Annotated in this window: 21 protein-coding genes and 1 other RNA gene; 13 read left to right on the plus strand and 9 right to left on the minus strand. The window is 68.2% G+C overall.

The features are described from left to right. Positions 1-98 precede the first annotated feature (98 nt). Entirely contained in the window at positions 99-2,873 is a 2,775-nt protein-coding gene (polA, locus tag MTBSS4_RS09030; RefSeq protein ID WP_173983075.1) for a DNA polymerase I, read from the plus strand. Here the strand turns inward: polA and mutS are convergent, their stop codons facing one another. From mutS to MTBSS4_RS09045, 3 genes are all read right to left on the minus strand, one after another. After that, positions 2,874-5,483, minus strand: a complete 2,610-nt coding sequence (mutS, locus tag MTBSS4_RS09035; protein WP_173983099.1) for a DNA mismatch repair protein MutS — start codon at positions 5,481-5,483, stop codon at positions 2,874-2,876. A gap of 143 nt (positions 5,484-5,626) precedes the next feature. Beyond that, complete coding sequence (locus MTBSS4_RS09040) at positions 5,627-6,556, minus strand: glycosyltransferase family 9 protein (RefSeq protein WP_173983076.1); 930 nt, start codon at positions 6,554-6,556, stop codon at positions 5,627-5,629. Continuing rightward, positions 6,549-7,766 carry a glycosyltransferase family 4 protein gene (locus tag MTBSS4_RS09045; RefSeq protein ID WP_173983077.1) on the minus strand — a complete coding sequence of 406 codons (1,218 nt, stop codon included), beginning with the start codon at positions 7,764-7,766 and terminating at the stop codon, positions 6,549-6,551. The genes MTBSS4_RS09040 and MTBSS4_RS09045 overlap by 8 nt, the downstream gene beginning before the upstream one ends. 27 nt (positions 7,767-7,793) lie before the next feature. On the opposite strand from MTBSS4_RS09045, the gene MTBSS4_RS09050 reads away from it, so the two are divergent. The 3 genes from MTBSS4_RS09050 (at position 7,794) to MTBSS4_RS09060 (ending at position 10,137) form a co-directional block, all read left to right on the plus strand. Continuing rightward, the gene (locus MTBSS4_RS09050) at positions 7,794-8,594 is read left to right on the plus strand and encodes a carboxylesterase (protein ID WP_173983078.1); all 801 of its coding nucleotides are present in this window, start codon (positions 7,794-7,796) and stop codon (positions 8,592-8,594) included. A 104-nt stretch (positions 8,595-8,698) separates the two neighbouring features. Beyond that, positions 8,699-9,652: a class I SAM-dependent methyltransferase gene (locus MTBSS4_RS09055; protein WP_173983079.1), complete on the plus strand. Its 954-nt coding sequence runs from the start codon at positions 8,699-8,701 to the stop codon at positions 9,650-9,652. Positions 9,653-9,714: 62 nt separating this feature from the next. Then, the gene (locus MTBSS4_RS09060) at positions 9,715-10,137 is read left to right on the plus strand and encodes a hypothetical protein (protein ID WP_173983080.1); all 423 of its coding nucleotides are present in this window, start codon (positions 9,715-9,717) and stop codon (positions 10,135-10,137) included. A gap of 62 nt (positions 10,138-10,199) precedes the next feature. Here the strand turns inward: MTBSS4_RS09060 and MTBSS4_RS09065 are convergent, their stop codons facing one another. The 3 genes from MTBSS4_RS09065 to MTBSS4_RS09075 form a co-directional block, all read right to left on the minus strand. Then, on the minus strand, positions 10,200-10,409 hold the full coding sequence (locus MTBSS4_RS09065; protein ID WP_173983081.1) for a cold-shock protein: 210 nt from the start codon (positions 10,407-10,409) through the stop codon (positions 10,200-10,202). 131 nt (positions 10,410-10,540) lie between these two features. Then, positions 10,541-11,899, minus strand: coding sequence for a GH1 family beta-glucosidase (locus tag MTBSS4_RS09070; RefSeq protein WP_173983100.1), 1,359 nt, complete (start codon positions 11,897-11,899; stop codon positions 10,541-10,543). A gap of 38 nt (positions 11,900-11,937) precedes the next feature. Then, the gene (locus MTBSS4_RS09075; protein ID WP_254432457.1) at positions 11,938-12,222 is read right to left on the minus strand and encodes an acylphosphatase; all 285 of its coding nucleotides are present in this window, start codon (positions 12,220-12,222) and stop codon (positions 11,938-11,940) included. Between the two features lie 76 nt (positions 12,223-12,298). Between MTBSS4_RS09075 and ffs the strand changes: the two genes are divergently transcribed. Continuing rightward, positions 12,299-12,397: signal recognition particle sRNA small type (gene ffs / locus MTBSS4_RS09080), an RNA gene on the plus strand. A 12-nt stretch (positions 12,398-12,409) separates the two neighbouring features. Here ffs and MTBSS4_RS09085 read toward each other — a convergent pair. Further along, a complete protein-coding gene (locus MTBSS4_RS09085) occupies positions 12,410-13,129 on the minus strand; it encodes a DUF484 family protein (RefSeq protein WP_173983082.1) in 720 nt (239 codons plus the stop codon). Between the two features lie 79 nt (positions 13,130-13,208). Here MTBSS4_RS09085 and MTBSS4_RS09090 point away from each other — a divergent pair, with 79 nt between their 5' ends. The 6 genes from MTBSS4_RS09090 (at position 13,209) to MTBSS4_RS09115 (ending at position 20,528) form a co-directional block, all read left to right on the plus strand. Continuing rightward, the gene (locus tag MTBSS4_RS09090) at positions 13,209-15,410 is read left to right on the plus strand and encodes a primosomal protein N' (RefSeq protein ID WP_173983083.1); all 2,202 of its coding nucleotides are present in this window, start codon (positions 13,209-13,211) and stop codon (positions 15,408-15,410) included. A 254-nt stretch (positions 15,411-15,664) separates the two neighbouring features. Continuing rightward, positions 15,665-16,219 (plus strand): F0F1 ATP synthase subunit delta, encoded by a 555-nt coding sequence (locus tag MTBSS4_RS09095; protein WP_173983084.1) that lies wholly within the window; start codon positions 15,665-15,667, stop codon positions 16,217-16,219. Further along, the gene (atpA, locus tag MTBSS4_RS09100) at positions 16,219-17,748 is read left to right on the plus strand and encodes a F0F1 ATP synthase subunit alpha (RefSeq protein ID WP_173983085.1); all 1,530 of its coding nucleotides are present in this window, start codon (positions 16,219-16,221) and stop codon (positions 17,746-17,748) included. The genes MTBSS4_RS09095 and atpA overlap by 1 nt, the downstream gene beginning before the upstream one ends. Positions 17,749-17,770: 22 nt before the next feature. Further along, on the plus strand, positions 17,771-18,655 hold the full coding sequence (locus tag MTBSS4_RS09105) for a F0F1 ATP synthase subunit gamma (protein ID WP_173983086.1): 885 nt from the start codon (positions 17,771-17,773) through the stop codon (positions 18,653-18,655). Positions 18,656-18,675: 20 nt separating this feature from the next. Beyond that, positions 18,676-20,103, plus strand: coding sequence for a F0F1 ATP synthase subunit beta (gene atpD, locus MTBSS4_RS09110; protein WP_173983087.1), 1,428 nt, complete (start codon positions 18,676-18,678; stop codon positions 20,101-20,103). A gap of 23 nt (positions 20,104-20,126) precedes the next feature. Then, the gene (locus MTBSS4_RS09115) at positions 20,127-20,528 is read left to right on the plus strand and encodes a F0F1 ATP synthase subunit epsilon (RefSeq protein ID WP_173983088.1); all 402 of its coding nucleotides are present in this window, start codon (positions 20,127-20,129) and stop codon (positions 20,526-20,528) included. Positions 20,529-20,585: 57 nt separating this feature from the next. On the opposite strand, the gene MTBSS4_RS09120 is transcribed toward MTBSS4_RS09115, so the two are convergent. Next, entirely contained in the window at positions 20,586-21,425 is an 840-nt protein-coding gene (locus MTBSS4_RS09120; protein ID WP_217425525.1) for an alpha/beta hydrolase, read from the minus strand. 96 nt (positions 21,426-21,521) lie between these two features. Between MTBSS4_RS09120 and MTBSS4_RS09125 the strand changes: the two genes are divergently transcribed. Continuing rightward, positions 21,522-22,109, plus strand: a complete 588-nt coding sequence (locus MTBSS4_RS09125; RefSeq protein ID WP_173983089.1) for a hypothetical protein — start codon at positions 21,522-21,524, stop codon at positions 22,107-22,109. Beyond that, on the plus strand, positions 22,106-22,726 hold the full coding sequence (locus MTBSS4_RS09130; RefSeq protein WP_173983090.1) for a hypothetical protein: 621 nt from the start codon (positions 22,106-22,108) through the stop codon (positions 22,724-22,726). Before MTBSS4_RS09125 ends, MTBSS4_RS09130 begins: the two co-directional genes overlap by 4 nt. Here MTBSS4_RS09130 and MTBSS4_RS09135 read toward each other — a convergent pair. Beyond that, entirely contained in the window at positions 22,698-23,540 is an 843-nt protein-coding gene (locus MTBSS4_RS09135) for a VOC family protein (RefSeq protein ID WP_173983091.1), read from the minus strand. The two genes, MTBSS4_RS09130 and MTBSS4_RS09135, sit on opposite strands and share 29 nt — an antisense overlap. Between the last annotated feature and the right edge of the window lie 100 nt (positions 23,541-23,640).

Raw genomic sequence — 23,640 nt, forward strand, 5'->3', positions numbered from 1 at the left:
GGGCGCATCCGCGCCCTTGGCTTTCGCCGCACGAGCGGCGCGCCCTCAACGGGCTAGTCGCTTCGCTCCAAAGCCGCTCCCGTACCTGGAGGCATGATATGTCAGCCCCCCGCCACGTCTTCCTGATCGACGGTTCCGGCTTCATCTTCCGGGCCTTTCACGGCCTGCCGCCCATGACGAGGCCGGACGGCACCCCGGTCAACGCCGTCTACGGCTTCACCACCATGCTGATGAAGCTGCTGTCCGAGACCGAGGCCGATCATGTGGCGGTGGTGTTCGACACCTCGCGCAAGACCTTCCGCAGCGAGTTCTATCCCGAGTACAAGGCCCACCGGCCGCCGCCGCCCGAGGATCTGGTGCCCCAGTTTCCGCTGGTCCGCGACGCCACCCGGGCGTTCGACGTCTGCTGCGTCGAGATGGAAGGATTCGAGGCTGACGACCTGATCGCCTCCTACGCCCGCGCGGCGGCGGCGGCGGGCGCGGCCGTCACCATCGTCTCGTCCGACAAGGATCTGATGCAACTGGTGGGGCCGGGCATTTCCATGCTGGACCCCATGAAGAACCGCGTCATCGGCGAGGCCGAGGTGCGCGAGAAGTTCGGCGTGCCGCCGAACCGGGTGGTGGATGTGCAGGCGCTGTGCGGCGACGCCTCGGACAACGTGCCGGGGGTTCCCGGCATCGGCATCAAGACCGCCGCCCAGCTGATCGAGGAATACGGAGACCTCGACACCCTGCTGGCCAGGGCCGCCGAGATCAGGCAGCCCAAGCGCCGCGAAACCCTGATGGAGAACGCCGAACTGGCCCGCGTCTCGCGCCGGCTGGTCCAGTTGAAGGAAGATGTGCCGCTGCCGGTGCCGCTGGCCGGTCTGGCGGTGAAGCCGGTCAATCCCGAGACCCTGGCCGCGTTCTGCGCCGCCCAGGGCTTCCGCTCGCTGCTGTCGCGCCTCAACGTCAAGGCCCCACCGGCGCAAGCCCCCGCCCAGGCAGCTCCCGCCCAGGCCGCTGCTCCGCCATCCGCCCTCAAGGCGGAATACGAACTGGTCCTCACCGTCGAGGCGCTGGACCGCTGGATCAGGGACGCCACCGCCGCCGGCGCGGTCGCCTTCGACACCGAGACCACCGGGCTTGATCCGCTGCGCGCCCAACTGGTCGGCGTGTCGCTGGCGGTGGAACCCGGCCGCGCCTGCTATATCCCGGTGATGCACAGCCCGCCCCAGGCTCAGGGCACCCTGGATCTGGGCGGCTCCGGCCCCGCCGCCGAGGCCCCCCAGTTGATTCCGGCGGCGGAGATTCTGTCCAGGCTGGCGCCGCTGCTGGCCGATTCCTCGGTGCTGAAGGTCGGCCACAACATCAAGTACGACATGCAGGTCCTGGCCGGGCTGGGCCTGACGGTGGCGGCGGTCGACGACACCATGCTGCTGTCCTACGTGCTGGACGGCGGCGCCCACGGCCACGGCCTGGACGAATTGTGCCTGCTGCATTTCGGCCACGCCAACATCGCCTTTGCCGAGGTGTGCGGCAGCGGCAAGAGCCAGATCACCTTCGACCGGGTGCCGCTGGACAAGGCCTGCGCCTACGCCGCCGAGGATGCCGACATGACGCTCCGGCTGCACCGGCTGCTGAAGCCCCGGTTGCTGGCCGAGCGCATGGTGACGGTCTACGAGACCCTGGAACGGCCGCTGGTCCCGGTGGTCGTCGCCATGGAGCGGGCCGGCATCAAGGTCGACCGCGCCGCCCTGATGGCGCTGTCCGAGGATTTCGGCCGCCGTCTGGTCGAGCTGGAGGCCGAGGTCATCGCCCTGAACGGCGGCGAGGCCTTCAACCTGGGCTCGCCGCAGCAATTGGGCAAGGTGCTGTTCGAAACCCTGAACCTGCCCGGCGGCAAGAAGACCAAGACCGGCCAGTGGGCCACCGGCGCCGACGTGCTGGAGGACCTGGCCCATCTGCATCCGCTGCCCGCCCGCCTGCTGGACTGGCGCCAGCTTGCCAAGCTGAAAAGCACCTATACCGACGCCCTGGTGGCCCAGATCAACCCGGCGACCGGGCGGGTGCACACCAGCTATTCGCTGGCGGCGACCACCACCGGGCGGCTGTCGTCGAGCGATCCCAACCTCCAGAACATCCCGATCCGCACCGAGGAAGGCCGCAAGATCCGCCACGCCTTCGTCGCCGAGCCGGGGCACCGGCTGATTTCGGCCGATTATTCCCAGATCGAGCTGCGTCTGGTCGCCCATGTCGCCGGCATCGAGGGATTGCGGACCGCCTTCGCCTCGGGCCACGACATCCACGCCATCACCGCGTCGCAGGTGTTCGGCGTGCCGGTCGAGGGCATCGACCCGTCGCTGCGCCGCCGCGCCAAGGCGATCAATTTCGGCATCATCTACGGCATCAGCCCGTTCGGACTCGCCGCTCAGCTCGGCATTCCCCAGGGCGAGGCCAAGGCCTACATCACCGCCTATTTCGACCGCTATCCCGAAATCCGGACCTTCATGGAGCGGACCAAGGAGGAGGCACGGGCCAACGGCTTCGTCCTCACGCCGTTCGGACGCAAGGTCTATACGCCGGGCATCAAGGACAAGAACGGCGCCATGCGCGCCTTCGCCGAACGGGCCGCCATCAACGGCCCCATCCAGGGCGGAGCCGCCGACATCATCAAGCGGGCCATGGTCCGCCTGCCCGACGCCCTGGCCGAGGCAGGCCTGTCCGCCCGCCTGCTGCTTCAGGTCCACGACGAACTGGTGCTGGAGGCGTCCGATGCCGAGGCCGACGCCACCATCGCCGTGGTCCGGCGGATCATGGAGAACGCCGCCACCTTGTCGGTGCCGCTGGTGGTCGACGCCCGCGCCGCCGCCTCGTGGGACGAGGCGCACTGATCAGCCCAGCAGGCGTTTCAGTTCATAGACCAGATCAAGCGCCTGACGGGCGCTGAGGTCGTCGGGATTGACCCCCTTCAGTGCCTCTTCCACCGCCGCCGGCCGGGCCGCCGCCGGAGCGGCCTTGGGACGCGGCGCCATGGCGGCGAACAGCGGCAGGTCGTCGGCCAGCTTGGCCATGTCCGAGGCCTGATCGGACTTTTCCAGGATGGTCAGGACCTCCTCGGCGCGGGCGACCACCGCCGGCGGCAGTCCGGCCAGCCGGGCGACGTGGATGCCGTAGGAGCGATCCGCCGCGCCGGCACCGACCTCGTGCAGGAACACCACGTCGCCCTGCCATTCCTTCACCTTCATCATGTGGCACGACAGCGAGGCCAGCTTGGCCGAAAGTCTGGTCAGCTCGTGGTAATGGGTGGCGAACAGGGCGCGGCAGCGGTTGACCTCGTGCAGGTGCTCGACCACTGCCCAGGCGATGGACAGGCCGTCGAAGGTGGCGGTGCCGCGTCCGATCTCGTCCAGGATCACCAGGGCGCGGGGACCGGACTGGTTGAGGATGGCGGCGGTTTCCACCATCTCGACCATGAAGGTGGAGCGGCCGCGCGCCAGATCGTCGGCGGCGCCGACGCGCGAGAACAGCCGGTCGACCACGCCGATCCGGGCGGAATCGGCGGGAACGAACGACCCCATCTGGGCCAGCACCGCCATCAGGGCGTTCTGGCGCAGAAAGGTGCTCTTGCCCGCCATGTTGGGGCCGGTGATCAGCCATAGCCGCTGGGAATCCGACAGGTCGCAGTCATTGGCGACGAAGGCGCCGGCGTGGGCGGCGGTCAGGGCGGCCTCCACCACCGGATGGCGTCCGCCCTTGATGTCGAAGCCGGTGCCGCCATCGATCTGCGGCCGGGTCCAGCGCTGGCTTCGCGCCAGATGGGCCAGGGCCGTGGAGACGTCCAGTTCCGCCAGCGCCCCGGCGGTTCGGGCGATATCGGCGGCGCGCGCCGTCACCTCGCCCACCAGTTCGGCGAACAGTTCCTGTTCCAGGGCCAGGGCGCGGTCGGCGGCGCCGGTGATGCGGCCGGCCAGTTCGATCAGCTCGGAGGTGGTGTAGCGGGCCGAACTCGCCATGGTCTGGCGGTGGATGAAGCCGTCGCCCAGCTTGTCGGCCTGCCTGGCCGGGACCTCGATGTGGTGGCCGATGATGTTGTTGTGGCGGATCTTGAGGGCAGTCACGCCGGTTTCCTCGGCATAGCGCCGCTCCAGCCGCATCAGGACGGCGTGACTTTCGCCGCGCAGCGCCTTGGTCTCGTCCAGCGCCGGGTGATATCCCTCGGCGATGAAGCCGCCGTCCCTGGCGTTGAGCGGCAGATCAGGCGCCAGGGCGCGGGTCAGCCGGTCCACCAGGGCCGAATGCTCGCCAAGATCGCGGACGCAGCCGGCCAGTCCCGGCGGCGTGTCCAGCATCGGCGCGGCCACCAGATTGCGCAGATTGGGCACCTCGGCCAGGGCGTCCCTGACATTGGCCAGATCACGGGGGCCGCCGCGCCCCAGGCTGAGGCGCGACAGGGCGCGTTCCACGTCGGGACAGCGTTTCAGCGCCTCGCGCAGGGAATCGCATGTTCCGTCCTGCTCGACCATGAACGCCACCATGTCGAGGCGGTGATCGATGGCGGCCGGGTCGGTCAGCGGCGCCGCCAGCCGCGCCGCCAGCAGCCGCGCCCCCGCTCCGGTGACGGTGCGGTCCATGACGGCGAGCAGCGATCCCCGCCGCTCGCCGGTCAGGGTTTCGGCCAGTTCCAGGTTGCGCCTCGTGGCGGCGTCGATCTCCATCACCGCGCCCTCGGCCAGGTGGCGGGGTGGTGAAAGACGGGGCAGCCTGCCCTTCTGGGTCAGTTCGACATAGTCGACCAGAGCGCCGCCGGCCGCCAGTTCCGGCCGGGAGAAGGCGCCAAAGCCGTCCAGCGAGCCGACACCGTAAAGGGCCTCCAGCCGCCGCCTCGCATTCTCGGAATCGAAGCGGGCCGAGGGCAGGGGCGACAGGATGGATTTCCATTCGGCCCAGGTTTCCGACAGCGATTCGGTTCCCAGCAGCCGGTCGCCCACCAGCAATTCTCCGGGCGACAGCCGGGCCAGGGCGGCGGACAGGGTCTTGGCCGACAGCGCCTGCATGGCGAACTCGCCGGTGGAGACGTCGACCCAGGCCAGTCCCAGCGCCCCCTGGGCCTCGGCCACCGCCGCCAGATAATTGTGGCTGCGGGCGTCCAGCAAGGTGTCCTCGGTCAGGGTGCCGGCGGTGATGACGCGCACCACGTCGCGGGCGACCACCGACTTGGAGCCGCGCTTCCTGGCCTCGGCCGGGTCCTCCATCTGCTCGCCGATGGCCACCTTGAAGCCCTGGCGGACCAGTTTCGCCAGATAGGCCTCGTAGGCGCGGACGGGAACCCCGCACATGGCGATGTCCTCGCCCAGATGCTTGCCCCGCTTGGTCAGCGCGATGTCGAGCGCCGCCGAGGCCCGGACGGCGTCGTCGAAGAACAGCTCGTAGAAATCGCCCATGCGGTAGAACAGCAGGCAATCGGGATGAAGCCGCTTGATGGCCAGATACTGGGCCATCATCGGGGTGGCGTCGTCGGGAATGGGGGGCAGGTCGTCGGTCACGGGCCAGCATGTCGCATCGGTGGGAGACCCCGGCACAGTATCACGCGGACCGGGGCAGGCAAGGGGCTCTCCCCTTTATCCGGGCACTCCGCCGCCGCCGTTCATGACGCTCCCACGATGCCGGACAGGGCCGCCTCCACCTCGGCGGTTTCCAGTTCGGCCAGGCTGGGACGGCGCAAGACCGTGACCCGGCCGCGCGGCGCGCACAGCGACGGGTCCGATTCGTGCGAGAACAACACCACCGAGGGACAGCCGCCGGCGGCGATCAGATGCATGGGGCCGGTATCGTTGCCGATGGCGACCACCGCCTGGCGCGCCAGGGCGATGATGTCCAGCGGCGAGGTTCGTCCCGACAGGTCGCGGGCGGCCGGGCAGGCGGCGGCGATGGCGGCCAGTTGAGGCGCTTCCTTGCCGGTGCCCAGCAATAGGGGCGTGATGCCGTTTCCGGACAGCCAGGTCGCGACGGCGGCGAAGCGCTCGGCCGGCCAGCGCTTGCCCGGCCGGTGGACGGCCCCTCCCGGGCACAGCAGGGCATGGGGACGCGGCAGGCCGAAGCGGGCGAGGTCGCCGCTCGCCCAGGACAGGTCCGGGGTGGGAAAGGTGGCGATGCCGGCCATGACTAGCTGTTCGCGCTGGCGTTCGATGGTGTGCATGGAATCGCGGTCGGGGTTGGCGTGGGGATGCGAGCATCCCGGCGCGATGCCGGACCAGCGCGGCTGCTTGCCCATCAGGAGGAAGTAGCTGGATGAACGGTCCGAGGTCTGCAAGTCGTAGACCTGCCGAAAATCACCGCCGCGCAGCCACGACCGCAGCGCCAGCAGCTTGCCCGGCTGCCACAGCCGGGGACGTTCGTCCAGGCGGATCTCGTCGAACCAGGGGGTGGCCCGGGCCAGATCGGCGAAAGGGGCGGTGGTCAACAGGGTAATGCGGTCGCCGGGGTGGTGGGCGCGGATGGCGGCGAAGGGGCCGAAGGCCTGGACGAAGTCGCCCAGCGCTCCCAGCTTGATGACCAGGACGTTCATGTCAGCCATCGGACGAGGGGCGGCTCAGCACCTCCTCGTAGACCGCCATGGTGCGGGCGCACATGGTTTCCTTGCTGAAATTGGCGCGCACATGCTGGATGGCGATCTCCGCCATGCCGGCCCGTTCGTCGGCCGACAGCGCCAGGAACCGGTCCAGCGCCTGCGCCAGGGCGTGCGGGTCGCCGGGCGGGGTCAGCCAGCCGGTGCGGCCGGGCAGGACGGTCTCGCCGGTGGCGCCATGGGCGGTGGCGATCACCGGACGGCCCATGGCCTGGGCCTCGACGGCGACGCGGCCGAACGCCTCGGGATCGGTGGAGGCCGACACCACCGCGTCGGTCAGCATGTAGGCGGCCGGCATGTCGCCGCATTCGTCGGTCAGGTGGACCACGTCGCCCAGGTCGCGGCGGCGCACCAGTTGCTCCAGTTCCTCGCGATAGCCGGTGCGGCCCTGGTCCGAGCCCACCAGCAGGCAGCGGATGTCGCGGCGGCCCAGCAGGGCCAGGGCCTCGATCAGTACCGACTGCCCCTTCCAGCGGGTCAGGCGCCCCGGCAGCATGATCACCCGATACCCGTCGGGCAGCCGCCATTTCTGCGCCAGTTGGATGATCCGTTCCGGACTGACGCGGGCCGGGTCGAAGCGGTTCATGTCGATGCCGCGATGCACCACCCGGATGCGGTCGGGGGCAAGGCCGTAGACCCGGCGGGCATGCTCGGCGATGAAGTCCGAGATGGCGATCACCCGTTCGCCCCGAGTCATGATGGCGTTGTAGCGGTTCTTCAGTCCGAACCAGCCCGAGGTGTTGTAGGTGCCGTGAAAGGTGGTGAGGAAGTGGCAGCCGGTGCGTTCGGCCGCCATCCAGGCGCTCCAGGCCGGCGCCCGCGACCGGGCGTGCAGGATGTCGACCTTGCGGCCGGCGATGATCGCGGCCAGCCGGTCGGCGTTGCGGCGGATCACCAGCGGGTTCTTGCTGGCCAGCGGCAAGGTGATGTGTTCAGCCCCGACGCGGGTCAGTTCGCGGGTCATGGGGCCGCCCTCGGACGCGACCAGCGACGTCCAGCCGGCCTCGGCCAGGGCGGCGGCCAGATCGACGGTGCCGCGCTCGACGCCGCCGGTCACCAGCGCCGGCAGCACCTGCAACACCACGGGAGCGGCGGCCGCTTCCGGAAGGGGTTGACGGGTGTCGTCCAAGGGCGCATCGATGGGAACGGCGTTATCCATGGGCATCGGGGAAAGGCATTTCAATCCATGACGGCGGTCGAAAACGACGGGACTTCTCCCTTCGGGGGCGGGATATTATCACGCCCCGATGGCGCGACAATCGCATACCACGCCCTTGATGGCAAAAAGCCCGGAATCGTGTTCCTGCATGGCTATCATTCCGATATGACCGGCGGCAAGGCGCTGGCGTTGGAGACGCTGTGCCGCGACCAGGGCCGGGCCTTCCTGCGCTTCGACTATTTCGGCCATGGCCGGTCTTCCGGCGACGTCCGGCACGGCACGGTCGGGCGTTGGGCCGCCGATGCGGTGGCGGTGCTGGACCAACTGACCGAAGGACCCCAGGTGCTGGTCGGTTCCAGCCTGGGCGGCTGGATTGCGCTGCTGACGGCGCTGGAACGCCCGCATCGGATGGCGGGGCTGGTGGGGATCGCCGCCGCTCCCGACTTCACCGAGGATCTGATGTGGCAGGATTTCTCGTTCGAGCAGCGGCGCGAGCTGATGGAGCGGGGCGAGATCAGCCTGCCCAATTGCTACGACCCCGGCCAGCCCTGGCGGGTCCATCGCGTCCTGATCGAGGATGGGCGCAATCATCTGCTGCTGCGCGATTCCATCAATCTCGGTTGCCCGGTGCGCCTGATCCACGGCCAGCAGGATGCCGACGTGCCGTGGCGCACCGCCTTGCAGATCGCCGATTGCCTCGCCTCGGACGATGTCGAGGTGGTGCTGGTCAAGGATGGCGATCATCGGCTGTCGCGCGATCAGGATATCGGGCGGATGACGCGGGTGGTCAGCAGCCTGTTGGACGTGGCCGGGGAAATTCCAGGATGACAGCCAACCGATCCGTCGACCGGGACAAATCGGCCGGTGAGCATGTCCAGGCCGGAAACGGCCGGCATGACGATCTCGACGCCCTGACCGGCCTGGGGCGCGCCTTGGCGGCGGCGGGTGAAATCCCGGGAGCCGTCGAGGCCTTTCACAAGGCGATCCTGATCCTGCTTGATGCGGCGATGTTTCCGCAGGCGAAGCGGCTTATCGACGAGGCAAGGTCAAGCGGCGTCGATCATCCCGCTTTCGACGATTACAAGGAGGCGGTGGATTCGGCTCCCGTGTTCTTTGGGTTTCAGGGAACGCACGCCCCGGAACGCCAAGTCTACATGAGCGCCGCCGTTCACATGCTCGGCACCGCCGGCCGTCCCATTTCCATTCTTGAGATTGGAACCTACATGGGGGCGTCCATGATCACCTGGGCCAGGGCGATCGAGCGTTTCAGCGGCGGAATTGGTGAAATCTACTGTCTCGACCCATGGGACGGCGCCGATTCCGCCCAGTATGACGATCACATGGCCGAGGATATTCAAAGCGGGCTGGCCTACCGGGTGTTTCAGAACGCCACGAGATTTGTCGGTGACGGCATAAAGGTTACCGAGCTTCGCGGGTTCAGCGATGATATCCTTCCAACATTGGCGGGAATGACCTTCGACATAATCTATGTGGATGGATGCCATCTTCATCCGGAAGTGCTTAATGACTTGCGATCGGCTGATGCATTGCTGTCCATCGGCGGCTTCATGTGCGGCGACGACCTCGAGGTACAGCTTCATGAGCTTGATCGCGAACTGGTCGAGGCCAATGCCCGCAACGATTTCGTCCTGGTGGACGGGGGCGGGGGGCTGGGATTTCATCCCGGCGTGACCCTTGGGGTCGGGACGTTTTTCGGACCGGTCAGCGCGTTTGGCGGTTTCTGGATCATGCGGAAAACGGCCGAAGGGTACCGGCCCGTCCAGATGCGGGGAAAGGGGCTGCTGCCGTATCATTGGCCCCAGGAATTCGTGGAACAGGCCCGGCGCGCCGTTGTCGACGCGGGTCTGCTCCACGAGATTTTGTAGCCTGTCCTGGCGCGCTCCGCTGTCGGAAGCCGGCCGCGCCGCATCGCGTTGGAAAGACCGACATGCACCATCGCCTTGGCCCATCCGCCGCCCTGCTCGCCGCCTTGCTGGGGCTGGGCGGATGCAGTTTCATCAGTCCCGACGCCACCGCCGAGGCGCTGAGGAGCAATGCCGACCGGCGCGTCAGCTTCCGCGTTCCCGTCTCGCCGGCCAATGCCTGCCCCAAGGCGGCCCGCATGCTGATGTGGTGCGCCGGCGGTCCCAGCTTCCACTATCGCTGCAACATCTCGCCGGATGGCGGCAAGGCCGAACTGACCGGGGTTCTGGAGGCCGTCTACCGCACCGAATTCTTCATGGTGACCGATTTCGTCAGGGATTCCGGGGGCTCCGTCGCCACCGTCCACCAGCGCGACGGCGTTCTGATCTATGATTACGCGGCGCGGATCGAACGCTATCTCACCAATCCCGATTGCCAGCCGCGCTGACCGGTTTCCCAAAAGAAAAGGGCCGGCAGCGTCGCTGCCGGCCCCCTTCGCGTCCGCAGGCCTTAGAGGGCCTTCAGATTGACCGCCGAGGTCTTGCCCTTGCGGGGGTCGCGCTCTTCCTCGAAGGCGACCTTCTGGCCTTCCTTGAGGCCGCCGAGACCGGCGCGCTCGACCGCGGAGATGTGGACGAAAACGTCGGCGCCGCCGTTATCCGGGGCGATGAAGCCGTAACCCTTGGTACCATTGAACCACTTGACAGTGCCGTTCGGCATTTGATGTCTCCAAAGATGAGCGTGGCGCGACGCGCCAATGCGTCGCGCATCAAGTGCCGTGCGACCGAGTCGTTTACCAAGGCAGTGATGGCCTCACTCTTCACTCTTGGCCGGGTGAATGCAAGCAAAACCTACACTCGCCCGGTTCGAATCACCTCGGCGAACCACTTGTAGCTGTCCTTGGGGGTGCGTTTCAGGGTGTCGTAATCAACCCTGACGATGCCAAAGCGCTTGGACAGGCCGAAGGCCCACTCGAAATTGTCCAGCAGCGACCACGCCAGATAGCCGGTGACGTTGCAGCCGTCCTTCAGCGCCCGCGCCACCTCGGAAACGTGGTCCTTCAGGAAGGTGACCCGGTCGGCATCGTGCACCTGGCCGTCGGGCGAGACCACGTCGTCATAGGCGGCGCCGTTCTCGGCGATGAACACCGGCGGATTGCCGTAGAGTTCCTTGAACTCGCGCAGCAGGTCATAGAGCCCGTCGGGCTGGACCGGCCAGCCCATGGCGGTCCAGCGGTCGCAATGGGCGTCGCCCCAGAACACGTCGAAGGGCCGGCCCTCCTCGTGCTTCATGGTCATGCGGGAATAATAGTTGATGCCCAGCAGGTCGAGGGGGAACCGGATGGCCTCCAGATCGCCCGGCTTGACGATATGGGCCATCTTGTCGGCCAGCACGTCGGGAATGGCGCCCCGCATCACCCCGTCCAGCGGCACCCGGTTCCACACCGCGTCCCAGCGGATGGCGGCGGCGCGGTTCTTCGGGTCGTCGTCCTGGGACCGGCAGGGCTGGAGATTGATGACGGTGCCGAGCGTCGCCTTGGGGAATTCGGCCCGGATGGCGCGCAGCGCCGCGCCCTGGGCCAGATTCTGGTGGTGCAGCGCCTTCAGGATGCCGTCCTCGCCCAGGGTGTAGCCGGGGGCGTGCTCGCCGATGCCATAGCCGATGATGGCGACCACGTTGGGTTCGTTCAGCATGAACCAGTCCTTGACGCGGTCGCCCAGTCGCCGGCTGGCGATGGCGGCGTATTCGGCGAAGGGGCCGACGATCTCGCGCCCCTGCCAGCCGCCCTTGTCCTCCAGCGGCTGCGGCAGGTCCCAGTGATACAGGCAGGCCATGGGGCGGATGCCGGCCTCCAGGATCTTGTCCACCAGCCGGTCGTAGAAATCGAGGCCCTTGGGATTGACCGCCCCGGTTCCGGCGGGGACGATGCGCGGCCACGCCAGCGAGAAGCGATAGGCGTTGAAGCCCGCCGCCTTCATCAGGGCGATGTCCTCGGGATAGCGGTGGTAGTGGTCGCAGGCGACCTTGGCGCTGCTGCCGTCCTGGATGCGGCCCTGGGCGGTGAAGGTGTCCCAGATGGTCATGCCGCGCCCGTCCTCGTCATAGGCGCCCTCGATCTGGTAGGCGGCGGTGGAGGCGCCCCACAGGAAATCCTTGGGGAACTGGCGGGGAGCCGCCTTGGTGTCGGCGGTCTTGCTGGCGATGGTCATGGCGGCGACTCCGGCTAGAAGCTGGCGGCGGGAAACGGTCATTGGGTGGGGCGCTGGTGAAAGCCGTGGCCGACCGCGTCGGCCGAGGGCTCGATGGTGACGCGGGAGACGGCGGCGGCGGTGGGGCCGTGGCGGCAGGCGGCGACCATGTCGTCGACGGTGACGGCGGGGCCGTGGAACACCGCCTCGACGCTGCCGTCGGCGCGGTTGCGCACCCAGCCGGCCAAGCCGCGGGCGGCGGCCTGCTCGATGGTCCAGCCGCGATACCATACCCCCTGGACCCGGCCCTCGATCACCACGCGAACGGTCTTGACCTCGCTCACCTTAAGCCCCCGCTTGAAAGCCCGTGCTCCATATTAGGGCTTGCAATGTCGAGGGGGGAGTCCGTATTTTCCCGGCGGGAGATCGGCGGCGGACGGACCCGTCGCCAACCCGGTCAGGTCCGGAAGGAAGCAGCCGTAACGATTTCCGGTCCGGGTCGCCGTCCGGTCTCCCACCTTCATCCCCGCATCAGGTCTGACTGACGAAGCGCAGCACGCTGCGTTCGACCACGCGCGCCAGGAAGGTGATCAGTTCGGTGGCCTGGCCGGCATGGAAGGTGCGGCCATTGCGCGAGCCCAGGGCCATCAGGCCGTCCGGGCAGGGGCCGCCGGGCGACAGCCGCACCACCGCCGACGACTGCACCAGGGCGGCGCCGTCGGCGAACAGGGCGGGGTCGCCGGGCATTTCCTCGGTCAGGGCGCAGTCGCGGTCATGGCCCCCCATGGTGCGGGCCACCATGCCGGCGGGCAGGGTGACGAGGCCGGGGGCCACCAGCCGGGGCAGCGGTTCGCAGGCGGGCTCGAAGCATAAGGTGGCCACGTCCACGTCCAGCAGCGCCGGCAGATCGTCACCGATGGTTTCCGCCAGTTCGGCCAGGGTGTCGGCCGACAGGATGGCCAGCACCGCCTTGTGGGTGCGGGTCTGGATGGACATGTTGCTGCGGCTGGTGTGAATCAGGCTTTCGGCGGTGCCCCTCACCCGGTCGACCTCGTCGCGCAGGCGCTCGATCATGAATACCTGCATGTCGAGGATGCCATCGTCCCCGGCCCAGCGGGACGGCGGCGACAGGCTGAGCAGCAGATCGGGGTGGCGCACCAGAAAATCGGGATGGGCGTGAAGATAGGCCGCCACCTGCCGTTCGTCGGGCAGGATCACCGGCACTGCTGCTTCGTCGCGCTTGCGCGCCATGCGGATCACCTTCGTCGGGAAAACGTTCCGGGGAACGGAGTTCGGTTGCGCGGGGGCTTGGTTTCTTGGACTTTAGCTTATGTCCTCCGAGTCCTCCACTTCAACCCCTCCGTTTCTCGCGCCTGGTGACCGGGTGGCGGTGTTGCTGCCGCTGCCCCTGGCCGGGGCCTATGATTATCGTGTCGGCGACGAAGCGCTCGGCCCCGGCGACATCGTGATGGTGCCGCTGGGCCGGCGCGAGGCCATCGGCGTGGTGTGGGGCCGGGGCGGCGGCGACGTGGCGGAATCCAGGCTGCGCCCGGTGATCCGCAAGCTGGAGGCGCCGCCCCTGCCGGCGGCCAGCCGCGCCCTGGTGGATTGGGTGGCCGGCTATACCCTGGCGCCCGCCGGGGCGGTGCTGAAGATGTGCGTCAGCGTGCCCTCGGCGCTGGAACCGGCCAGGGGGCAGGCGATGCTGCGCCGCTGCGCCGCTCCGCCCCCTTTCAAGGAGACCGCCGCCCGCCGCCGGGTGCTGGAGACGGCGGCCCGCCTGCCGCCCATGGCGGCCGCCGACCTGGCCCGCGAGGCCGGGACGGGGCCGGCGGTGATCAAGGGCCTGCTGGAGGCCGGCGCGCTGGAATGCGTCGAGATGCCGCGTCCGGCGCTGTTCCCGCCGCCGGACCTCTCGCGCCCCGCCGCCCTGCTGTCGCCGGATCAGCGCGCTGCCGCCGATGCGCTGGTGGCGGCGGTGGCGGGCGGCTTCTCGGTGTCGCTGGTCGACGGCGTCACCGGCTCGGGCAAGACCGAGGTCTATTTCGAGGCGCTGGCCGCCGCCCTGGCCAAGGGAACCCAGGTGCTGGTGCTGCTGCCGGAAATCGCCCTGTCGGCCCAGTGGCTGGAACGCTTCCGGCAACGGTTCGGCGTTCCCCCCGCCGAGTGGCATTCCGAACTGGGCGATGCCCGGCGCCGCGATACCTGGCGGGCGGTGGCCCGGGGCGAGGCCCGGGTGGTGGTCGGCGCCCGCTCGGCCCTGTTCCTGCCCTATCCCCGCCTGGGCCTCATCGTGGTGGACGAGGAGCACGACCAGGCCTTCAAGCAGGAGGAGGGCGTCTGCTACCACGCCCGCGACATGGCGGTGGTCCGCGCCCGCCTAGGGAGCATCCCGGTGGTCCTGGCCTCGGCGACGCCGTCGCTGGAAAGCGTCGCCAACGTGGAGGCCGGCCGCTATCGCCGGCTGCATCTGCCCGATCGCCATGCCGGGGCGGTGATGCCCGAGATCAGGGCCATCGACCTGCGCCGCCACCCGCCGCCCCGGGGACGCTGGCTGAGCCCGCTGCTGGTCAATGCCCTGGAAGGGGCGCTGGCGGCCGGCGAACAGGGCATGCTCTACCTCAACCGGCGCGGCTATGCGCCGCTGACCCTGTGCCGGGGCTGTGGCCACCGGCTGCAATGTCCCCACTGCACCGCCTGGCTGGTGGAACACCGTTCGGCCGGCCGCCTAGTCTGTCATCATTGCGGCTATCATATCCGCCTGCCGAAGAAGTGCCCGCATTGCGAGGCGGAGGACAGTTTCGCCGCCTGCGGTCCCGGCGTCGAGCGCATCGCCGAGGAAGCCGCCCTGCTGTTCCCCGCCGCCCGGCTGGCGGTGATGACCTCGGACACCTGTTCCGGTCCCCGGGCGGCCTCCGAATTCGTCCGCGCGGTGGCCGGGGGCGAAATCGACCTGCTGGTCGGCACCCAGATCGTCGCCAAGGGGTATCACTTCCCCATGCTGACGGTGGTCGGCGTGGTCGATGCCGACCTGGGGCTGGAGGGCGGCGACCTCAGGGCCGGCGAGCGCACCCATCAATTATTGTCGCAGGTGGCCGGCCGCGCCGGCCGCGCCGAGCGCCCGGGCCGCGTGCTGCTTCAGACCTGGCAGCCCGAGCATCCGGTGATCCGGGCGCTGGAGGGGGGCGACCGCGACGGCTTCATGGCCCGCGAGGCCGAACTCCGCCGGGACGCCGCCATGCCGCCGTTCGGACGGCTGGCCGCCGTGATCGTCTCCGGCCCCGACGCCGGGGTGCTGGACGGCTTCGCCGTCCGGATGGCGCGCCTCGCGCCCAGGGGGGGCGGCATTCATGTCCTGGGGCCGGCCCCGGCCCCCATGGCGCTGCTGCGCGGCCGCCATCGCCGCCGCTTCCTGGTCAAGGCGCCGCGCGGAACCGGTCTCCAGGCGTTGTTGCGCGACTGGCTGGCCGCGATGGAGCCGCCCTCCGGCGTCCGGGTGCAGGTGGACGTGGACCCCTACAGTTTTTTCTGAACCGCTGTCGCGGGGAGGCGGGTAGGTGGACAGGCCGTCCGCCGTCGCCGTCCGGAGCCGGTTCGGGCGGCATTTTCGGCATTGCTGATATTTCATTCCCTCCCCCGAATGGGCAGGAGTCGTCTTGCAACGCAAAACCCGATGTGCTAGTTAACCGACGCGCGATCAGGGGGACTTCCTGATCAGCGCTGGAATATTTTTGTGCTTCAATAGGTTACGGCCGCCGGTTCGACCCGATTCAAGGACTTGCCCAGGTGCCATCCGAGACAATTGGCGTAATCGCCTCCCGCTACGCCGCCGCCCTTTTCGATCTGGCCGATTCGTCGTCCTCCCTCGATCAAGTGGCCGGCGACCTCAAGACGTTGAAGGTCATGATCCGCGACAGCGCCGATCTGCGCCGCCTCGTCGACAGCCCCGTGCTCAGCCGCGCGGAACAGGGCAGGGCGATCACCGCCGTTGCCCAGGCCTGCGGCTTTTCCGAGCTGACAACGAAATTCCTGGGGCTGGCGGCCAGAAACCGCCGCCTGTTCACCCTTCCGGGGGTGATCGAATCCTATCTGGGCCGGCTCGCCGCCCGCCGTGGCGAGCAATCCGCCATGGTGGCGTCCGCGGTGGCGTTGTCGCCGGCCCAAAACGACGCCCTCGTCTCCGCCCTCAAGACGGCGTTCGGCAGCAATGTCGCCGTCGAGGTCAAGGTCGATCCCAGTCTGCTGGGCGGTCTGGTGGTGCAGGTCGGCTCCCGTATGGTTGACAGCTCGCTGAAGACGAAGCTGCAGCATCTCAAGCTCGCTATGAAAGGGGTTGGATAATGGAAATCCGCGCCGCGGAAATCTCCGCAATCCTCAAGCAACAGATCGCCACCTTTGGAACCGAGGCGGAGGTTGCCGAGGTCGGTCAGGTGCTGTCGGTTGGTGACGGTATCGCCCGCGTGCACGGCCTCGACAAGGTCCAGGCCGGCGAGATGGTCGAATTCCCCGGCGGCATCAAGGGCATGGCGCTGAATCTCGAGACCGACAATGTCGGCGTCGTGATCTTCGGCGACGACCGCTCCATCAAGGAAGGCGATGTCGTCAAGCGGACCGGCTCGATCGTCGACGTTCCCGTCGGCAAGGGCCTGCTGGGCCGCGTCGTCGACGCGCTCGGCAATCCCATCGACGGCAAGGGGCCGATCCAGGCCGAGTCCCGCCAGCGCGTGGACGTCAAGGCGCCGGGCATCATTCCGCGCAAGTCGGTGCACGAGCCCATGTCGACCGGCATCAAGGCGGTCGACGCCCTGATCCCCATCGGCCGCGGCCAGCGCGAACTGGTGATCGGCGATCGCCAGACCGGCAAGACCGCCATCCTGGTCGACACCATCATCAATCAGAAGCGCTGGCACGACGCCAGCGACGAGAAGGCCAAGCTGTTCTGCATCTACGTCGCCGTGGGGCAGAAGCGCTCGACCGTCGCCCAGATCGTCAAGACCCTGACCGATTACGGCGCCATGGACTACACCATCGTGGTGGCCGCCACCGCGTCGGAGCCCGCGCCGCTCCAGTTCATCGCGCCTTATGCCGGCTGCACCATGGGCGAGTATTTCCGCGACAACGGCATGCACGCCCTGATCATCTATGACGATCTGTCCAAGCAGGCCGTCGCCTATCGTCAGATGTCGCTGCTGCTGCGCCGTCCGCCGGGCCGCGAAGCCTATCCCGGCGACGTGTTCTACCTGCACTCGCGCCTGCTGGAGCGCGCCGCCAAGATGGGCGACGCCGCCGGCGCCGGCTCGCTGACCGCGCTGCCGGTCATCGAGACCCAGGCCAACGACGTGTCGGCCTACATTCCCACCAACGTGATCTCGATCACCGACGGCCAGATCTTCCTGGAGACCGAGCTGTTCTACAAGGGCATCCGCCCCGCCGTGAACGTCGGCCTGTCGGTGTCGCGCGTCGGCTCCGCCGCGCAGATCAAGGCCATGAAGCAGGTTGCCGGCTCCATCAAGCTGGAACTGGCGCAGTATCGTGAAATGGCGGCCTTCGCCCAGTTCGCCTCGGACCTCGATCCGGCGACCCAGAAGCTGCTCGGCCGCGGCGCCCGCCTGACCGAGCTGCTGAAGCAGCCGCAGTTCTCGCCCATGCCGACCGAAGAGGAGGTCATCTCCATCTATGCCGGCGTGAAGGGCTATCTGGACAACATCGACGTCAAGGATGTCGGCCGTTTCGAGAAGTCTATGCTGGCCGAGATCAAGTCGAAGGCGCCGGAGATTCTCTCCGCCATCGCCACCGAGAAGCAGATCTCCGCCCAGACGGAAGAGAAGCTGAAGGCGTTTTTCGCCGCGTTCGCCAAGACCTTCGCGTAGCCGTCCCTTCGGAGTGTAGGTTATGGCGAGTCTCAAGGACCTGCGGATGAAGATCGTGAGCGTCAAGTCGACGCGCAAGATCACTTCCGCCATGAAGATGGTTGCAGCCTCCAAGCTCCGTCGCGCCCAAAGCGCGGCGGAGGCGGCGCGGCCCTTCGCCGAGCGCATGGAACGCATGCTGGGCACCCTGGCCGCCAGTCTGGCCGGCCAGAGCGGCGCGCCCCGCATGCTGACCGGCACCGGCGCCGACAAGGTGCACCTGATCGTGTCGGTCACCGCCGACCGCGGTCTGTGCGGCGGCTTCAACTCGTCCATCGTGCGGGCCACCAAGCATCTGGCCGCCGACCTGCTGAAGCAGGGCAAGACGGTCAAGATCATGCCGGTGGGCCGCAAGGCCCGCGAGCAACTGCGGCGCGACTACGGCAACTACATGATCGAGGGCTTCGAGCAGCTGGGCCGTAAGGGCGTCGTGTTCGCCGAGGCCGATCAGGTGGCGGCCAGGATCGCCTCCATGTTCGATGCCGAGGAGTTCGACGTCTGCACGGTGGTCTACAACCGCTTCAAGTCGGCCATCGCCCAGGAAGTCACCCGTCAGCAGGTGATTCCCTTCCCGGTTCCCGCCCAGGCCGCCAAGGCCGATGCCGGGCCGAAGGCCATCTACGAGTTCGAACCCGACGAGGAGAGCATCCTCGCCGACATCCTGCCGCGTAATCTGGCGACCCAGGTGTTCCGCGCCCTGCTGGAAAGCCAGGCCTCGGAGCAGGGCGCGCGCATGACCGCGATGGATAACGCCACCCGCAACGCGGGCGAAATGATCAATGCCCTGGCGATCAAGTACAACCGGTCGCGTCAGGCTCAGATCACCAAGGAACTGATCGAAATCATCTCCGGCGCCGAAGCGCTGTGACGGAAGACTAGGAGCACACCATGGCAAACAAGAACGTCGGCACGATCACCCAGGTCCTGGGCGCCGTCGTGGACGTGCGCTTCGACGACGGCCACCTGCCGGCCATTCTGAGCGCGCTCCACCTCGATCATCAGGGCAAGAAGCTGGTCCTTGAGGTTGCGCAGCACCTGGGCGAGTCCACCGTGCGCACCATCGCCATGGACTCCACCGACGGCCTGACCCGCGGCACCGAGGTGGTCGACACCGGTTCGGCCATTCAGATGCCGGTTGGTCCCGAGACCCTGGGCCGCATCATCAACGTGATCGGCGAGCCCATCGACGAGCGCGGCCCCATCGGCAACAAGTCGACCCTGCCGATTCACGCCGATGCCCCGGACTTCGTCGACCAGTCGACCGAGACCGAGATTCTCGTCACCGGCATCAAGGTCATCGACCTGCTGGCGCCCTACTGCAAGGGCGGCAAGATCGGCCTGTTCGGCGGTGCCGGCGTCGGCAAGACCGTGCTGATCATGGAGCTGATCAACAACATCGCCAAGGCCCACGGCGGCTATTCGGTGTTCGCCGGCGTCGGCGAGCGCACCCGCGAGGGCAACGACCTCTATCACGAAATGATCGAATCGGGCGTCATCAAGCTGGACGGCCCCGGTTCCAAGGTGGCGCTGGTCTACGGCCAGATGAACGAGCCGCCGGGCGCCCGCGCCCGCGTCGCCCTGTCGGGCCTGACCGTCGCCGAGTACTTCCGCGACGTCGAGGGCCAGGACGTGCTGTTCTTCGTGGACAACATCTTCCGCTTCACCCAGGCCGGTTCGGAAGTGTCGGCGCTGCTGGGCCGCATCCCGTCGGCGGTGGGCTATCAGCCCACTCTCGCCACCGACATGGGCGCGTTGCAGGAACGCATCACCTCGACCAAGAAGGGCTCCATCACCTCGGTGCAGGCCATCTACGTGCCGGCCGACGATCTGACCGACCCCGCGCCGGCCACCTCGTTCGCCCACCTGGACGCCACCACCGTGCTGAATCGCCAGATCGCCGAGCTGGGCATCTATCCGGCGGTGGACCCGCTGGATTCGACGTCCCGCGTTCTCGACCCCCGCGTCGTCGGCCCGGACCACTACCAGACCGCCCGCGACGTGCAGCGCATCCTCCAGACCTACAAGTCGCTTCAGGACATCATCGCCATCCTGGGCATGGATGAACTGTCGGAAGAAGACAAGCTGGTGGTCAGCCGTGCCCGCAAGATCCAGCGTTTCCTGTCGCAGCCGTTCTTCGTGGCCGAAATCTTCACCGGTTCTCCGGGCAAGCTGGTCAACCTCGAAGACACCATCAAGGGCTTCAAGTCCATCGTCGCCGGCGAATACGATCACCTGCCCGAGGCCGCGTTCTACATGGTCGGCGGCATCGACGAGGTGATCGAGAAGGCCAAGAAGATGGCCGCCGAGGCGGCTTGAGCTTAGGGTAAGGAATCAACGGCATGGCCGAGAAGATTCAGTTCGAGTTGGTGTCGCCGGCGAAACTTCTGGTTTCCTCGCCGGTGGACATGGTGGTGGTTCCGGGCAGCGAGGGCGATTTCGGCGCCCTGGCCCGTCACGCCCCCATGATCACCACGGTGCGTCCCGGCGTCATCGTCGTTCACGACGGCGGCAAGGAATCCAGCAAGACCTTCGTGGCCGGCGGCTTCGCCGAGGTCAACGAGGAGCGCGTCACCGTCCTGGCCGAAGAGGCCATTCCGGTAAGCGACATCACCGCCGAGATGGCCGCCGCTCGCGCCAAGGCCGCCAAGGAGGCGCTGTCCGACGCCAAGACCGAACGCGAGCGGGTCAAGGCCGAACGCCTGATCCTGATCGCCGAGGCCATGGAGGCGGCGCGCCACTGAACCGGGCTTGCCGCCGAGACATTGCAAGGGGCCGCTCCATGGGGCGGCCCTTTCGCTTTACGGCCCTCCCACCGCCGCCGCGACCTCGCCTGAGACGATCCAGGCGGCCAGGGCGCGCATCACCTCCCGCTCGCGCCCCCGGAAGCCATGGGCCGAATAAGCCTCGCAATCGGGGCCGTCGGCGTCCTTGGTGCCGATCACGGTAATGAGCGGCAGGTCCCCGATGGCTGACGCCAGATCGCGGTAGGGAGTGGTCGGACAGGCATCGTCGCGATGCTGGATGAATAGCTGTGGGGTGGGGGACTTGCTCCAGTCGAAGCCGGTCATGCCGGCTTCCCAGGCATACCGGTTCGGGCCGGCGAAGGTGGAGGTGTGGACTGCGCCCCGCAGCCGGTTGCCCAGCAAACGGACGAGATGGGCGCTCGACACCGTGCCGAAGCTGGTGCCGACGACGGTGAAGCGCACCGGTCCCAGGACGGCGGTCACCGCCGCCATCAGCGCGGCCACATCCTCGGCGTGCAGCGAAGACCGGCGATAGAGGGAGTCGCAGCCATCCCATTCGTCGGTTGGACAATCGACCATCACGGTCATCACCCTGTCGTCGTTGAGGTGGCGGCGGGCGCGGGCGAGAAAGTTGCCCTTCATCCGCCAGCGGAGTTGGCCGTCGTCGTTGTCGAGACGGAGAATGCCGGGAGAGCCGACGAACAGCAGGGCGACATGTTCGGGCATGGCGCCGGGGCGCCGGCTGAGCAGGCCCCGGATTTCGGCGCCGCGCGGCAAGGTGGCGGTGATGACCCGCTCCTCCAGGCCGGCGGCGGTGGGGTCGGGTTGGGCCAAGACGGGGCCGGTGGCGACGATCAGAATCAGCAAAGCCGCTACCCGCGTGATCCCCTTCATCTCCAGTTCCCTCTCCGATCGCCGGACGCGGGGCCGATCCATCTTGTCTGGCTGGGCCGGCTGTGGTCTCCTCGCCTCAAGGAGACCATCGTCACCATGAAACATCCAGTCCTTCTTGGCGCCGCACTGGGGTTCGCAATCCTGTCCGCTCCGGCCCGGGGGCAGCAGCCGGCCGCCGACGCCGTCGAGGCGGCGTCGCAGACCTTCATTCACGGCTGCGTCGCCCATCTGGGGGCCTATGACCAGTTGCGCCGCCGCCTGCAACCGGGGCAGGACCTCTATCTGCCGCAATTGCCGGCCAAGGAGGCCGGGCTGTTCCTGCAAGGGCGGGAAGGCGAGGCCTATGCCCGCCCCGACGCCGGCGTCACCCTGGTGCTGCTGGGCGCCGAGGCCCAGTGCGCCGTGTTCGTGCGCAAGGCGCCGCCCGACAGGCTGTACCGGCGGCTGGAGCAGGACCTGCGCGCCGCCCTGGGGCAGTCCTTCGCCATTCAGGCCGGCGGCCGCGAGGGCAAGGGGGCGCTGCAATCGCGCTTCATCGACATGAATCCCAAGGGTGAGTACCGCGCCGAACTGGTCAAGCGGTTCGGCGGCGAGCCGACGGGGTTGCGCATGATCCTGACGACCTCCGAAACCGCCAATCCCAACCTTCAGGCCATCATCACCATCGGCACGAGGCAGCCATGAGACGTTTCGCGGCACTTCTGCTCGTCTTTTTCTGCGCCGCCTTTCCGGTCGCCGCCCAGACCGGGGGCGGCGATTACCGGATGCGCGACGAGACCTCGCGCCTTGCCGTGGCGGTACTGGGGCGGATCTGCCTGATGAATCTGGGCGACACCAACGCCATCATCACCGCCGCCTCGCCCACTGGCGAATTCGGCTTCGCCGACGTGCCCGCCGACGTGGCCGCCGGCTTCCTGCAAGGCCGCCAGGGGCATGTCCGGGTGCTGCGCCGCAAGAACATGGGGGCGGTGACCCTGGTGGTCGGGCAGGACGGCATCTGTTCGGTCTGGTCCGAATACGCCGATATCACGGCGCTGCACCGTCATCTGCTGGCCATGGTGGAAAAGGGCGGCCTCAAGGGCGGCGCCCAGGTGCTGGCGCTGGATGCCCGCGACAGCGACGGTGTGCGCATCAACGATTATTACGTGATGCCCTCCGGCTGGTATGCGGCCCAATTGGGCAAGCGCTTCAACGACGACGGCAGCCAGCCGCTGGCCCTGGTCACCACCATCTCGCCGCCGGGCCGCCGGCCGATGGAAGGGGTGCTGTCGGTCAGCCGGCTGCTGAAACCATCTCGATAAAGACGCCGCAGGCCTCGGATCGCGGAATCCGGATGGTGCCGCCGGCGTCGCGGCCGAAGCCGATTCCGTTCGCCGCCAGCAGGCGGGCGGCGGCATCGGTGTCGGAAACCGTGATGGTCATGGCGACCATGGCGGGGGGCGGCGGCACCGGTTCCTCGTCGGCTTCGGGGTGAAGCTGGTCCAGGTCGTCCGGCCGGCACAAGAAGACCAGGCTGGTCCCGGTGTGGACGGTGACCGTCTCGTCGGTGGCGGTGCTGGCCGCCGGGCCGATCAGGCGGTCCCAGGCCGGCATCAGTCCCACCGGGTCGGCCACCAGGGCGGTGACCGAGGCGATGCCGACGGCGCCGTTGGGGTGGTCGAGCCAGCCGGGCTGGCGCAGCACCTCGGGCGTCAGATGCTGGCAGAGGAACGACCCCACCCCCGGCGTGGCCTCGGGCGGCAGCGGCTGGGCGACGAAGCGGGCCAGTTGCGGGCCGGAGGCGGTCTCGACCGTACGGCTGAGCCCGCCGGGCTCGCCCAGGCCCAGTCGGCGGCTGTCGGCCGCGGCGTCGTCGCTGGCGAACACCAGCCCCATCAATCCCTCGCGCTCGCGGGTGAAGGCGCGCACCCGCTCGGCCGGGCCGCCCTCGGCCACCGCCGCCAGCAGTTCCAGGTAATCGTCGCCGAACATCAGGCACAGATTGGCGGTGCCCCATTCGGCATGATTTCCCCGCGACGACAGGGTGAAGCCCAGGCGGCGGAAGGTTTCGGCCGCCGCGTCCAGGTCGCGCACCGCGATGATGACATGGTCGAGGCCGGTGATGTGGCTGCGCATGGCTTTGGTCCGAACTTCGAGGCGACAATTAGGCCCCAGGGGCCGTGATGGAGCGAAGCGACTGGGCCATTGAGGCCCCGCGCCTTATGGCGCGAAAGCC

It is taken from the genome of Magnetospirillum sp. SS-4, from assembly GCF_902729425.1.
In the GTDB taxonomy this organism is placed as follows: domain Bacteria; phylum Pseudomonadota; class Alphaproteobacteria; order Rhodospirillales; family Magnetospirillaceae; genus Phaeospirillum.

Excerpts from the sequence above, each read along its gene's own strand:
- polA (WP_173983075.1), top strand. The coding sequence starts at position 99 with ATGTCAGCCCCCCGCCACGTCTTCCTGATCGACGGTTCCGGCTTCATC.
- MTBSS4_RS09120 (WP_217425525.1), bottom strand. The coding sequence starts at position 21,425 with ATGAAGGGGATCACGCGGGTAGCGGCTTTGCTGATTCTGATCGTCGCC.
- MTBSS4_RS09130 (WP_173983090.1), top strand. The coding sequence starts at position 22,106 with ATGAGACGTTTCGCGGCACTTCTGCTCGTCTTTTTCTGCGCCGCCTTT.
- MTBSS4_RS09115 (WP_173983088.1), top strand. The coding sequence starts at position 20,127 with ATGGCCGAGAAGATTCAGTTCGAGTTGGTGTCGCCGGCGAAACTTCTG.
- MTBSS4_RS09125 (WP_173983089.1), top strand. The coding sequence starts at position 21,522 with ATGAAACATCCAGTCCTTCTTGGCGCCGCACTGGGGTTCGCAATCCTG.
- MTBSS4_RS09085 (WP_173983082.1), bottom strand. The coding sequence starts at position 13,129 with ATGGCGCGCAAGCGCGACGAAGCAGCAGTGCCGGTGATCCTGCCCGAC.
- mutS (WP_173983099.1), bottom strand. The coding sequence starts at position 5,483 with ATGATGGCCCAGTATCTGGCCATCAAGCGGCTTCATCCCGATTGCCTG.
- MTBSS4_RS09135 (WP_173983091.1), bottom strand. The coding sequence starts at position 23,540 with ATGCGCAGCCACATCACCGGCCTCGACCATGTCATCATCGCGGTGCGC.
- MTBSS4_RS09090 (WP_173983083.1), top strand. The coding sequence starts at position 13,209 with ATGTCCTCCGAGTCCTCCACTTCAACCCCTCCGTTTCTCGCGCCTGGT.
- MTBSS4_RS09060 (WP_173983080.1), top strand. The coding sequence starts at position 9,715 with ATGCACCATCGCCTTGGCCCATCCGCCGCCCTGCTCGCCGCCTTGCTG.
- MTBSS4_RS09045 (WP_173983077.1), bottom strand. The coding sequence starts at position 7,766 with ATGGATAACGCCGTTCCCATCGATGCGCCCTTGGACGACACCCGTCAA.
- MTBSS4_RS09065 (WP_173983081.1), bottom strand. The coding sequence starts at position 10,409 with ATGCCGAACGGCACTGTCAAGTGGTTCAATGGTACCAAGGGTTACGGC.
- MTBSS4_RS09050 (WP_173983078.1), top strand. The coding sequence starts at position 7,794 with ATGACGGCGGTCGAAAACGACGGGACTTCTCCCTTCGGGGGCGGGATA.
- MTBSS4_RS09070 (WP_173983100.1), bottom strand. The coding sequence starts at position 11,899 with ATGACCATCGCCAGCAAGACCGCCGACACCAAGGCGGCTCCCCGCCAG.
- MTBSS4_RS09040 (WP_173983076.1), bottom strand. The coding sequence starts at position 6,556 with ATGGCTGACATGAACGTCCTGGTCATCAAGCTGGGAGCGCTGGGCGAC.
- atpA (WP_173983085.1), top strand. The coding sequence starts at position 16,219 with ATGGAAATCCGCGCCGCGGAAATCTCCGCAATCCTCAAGCAACAGATC.
- MTBSS4_RS09105 (WP_173983086.1), top strand. The coding sequence starts at position 17,771 with ATGGCGAGTCTCAAGGACCTGCGGATGAAGATCGTGAGCGTCAAGTCG.
- atpD (WP_173983087.1), top strand. The coding sequence starts at position 18,676 with ATGGCAAACAAGAACGTCGGCACGATCACCCAGGTCCTGGGCGCCGTC.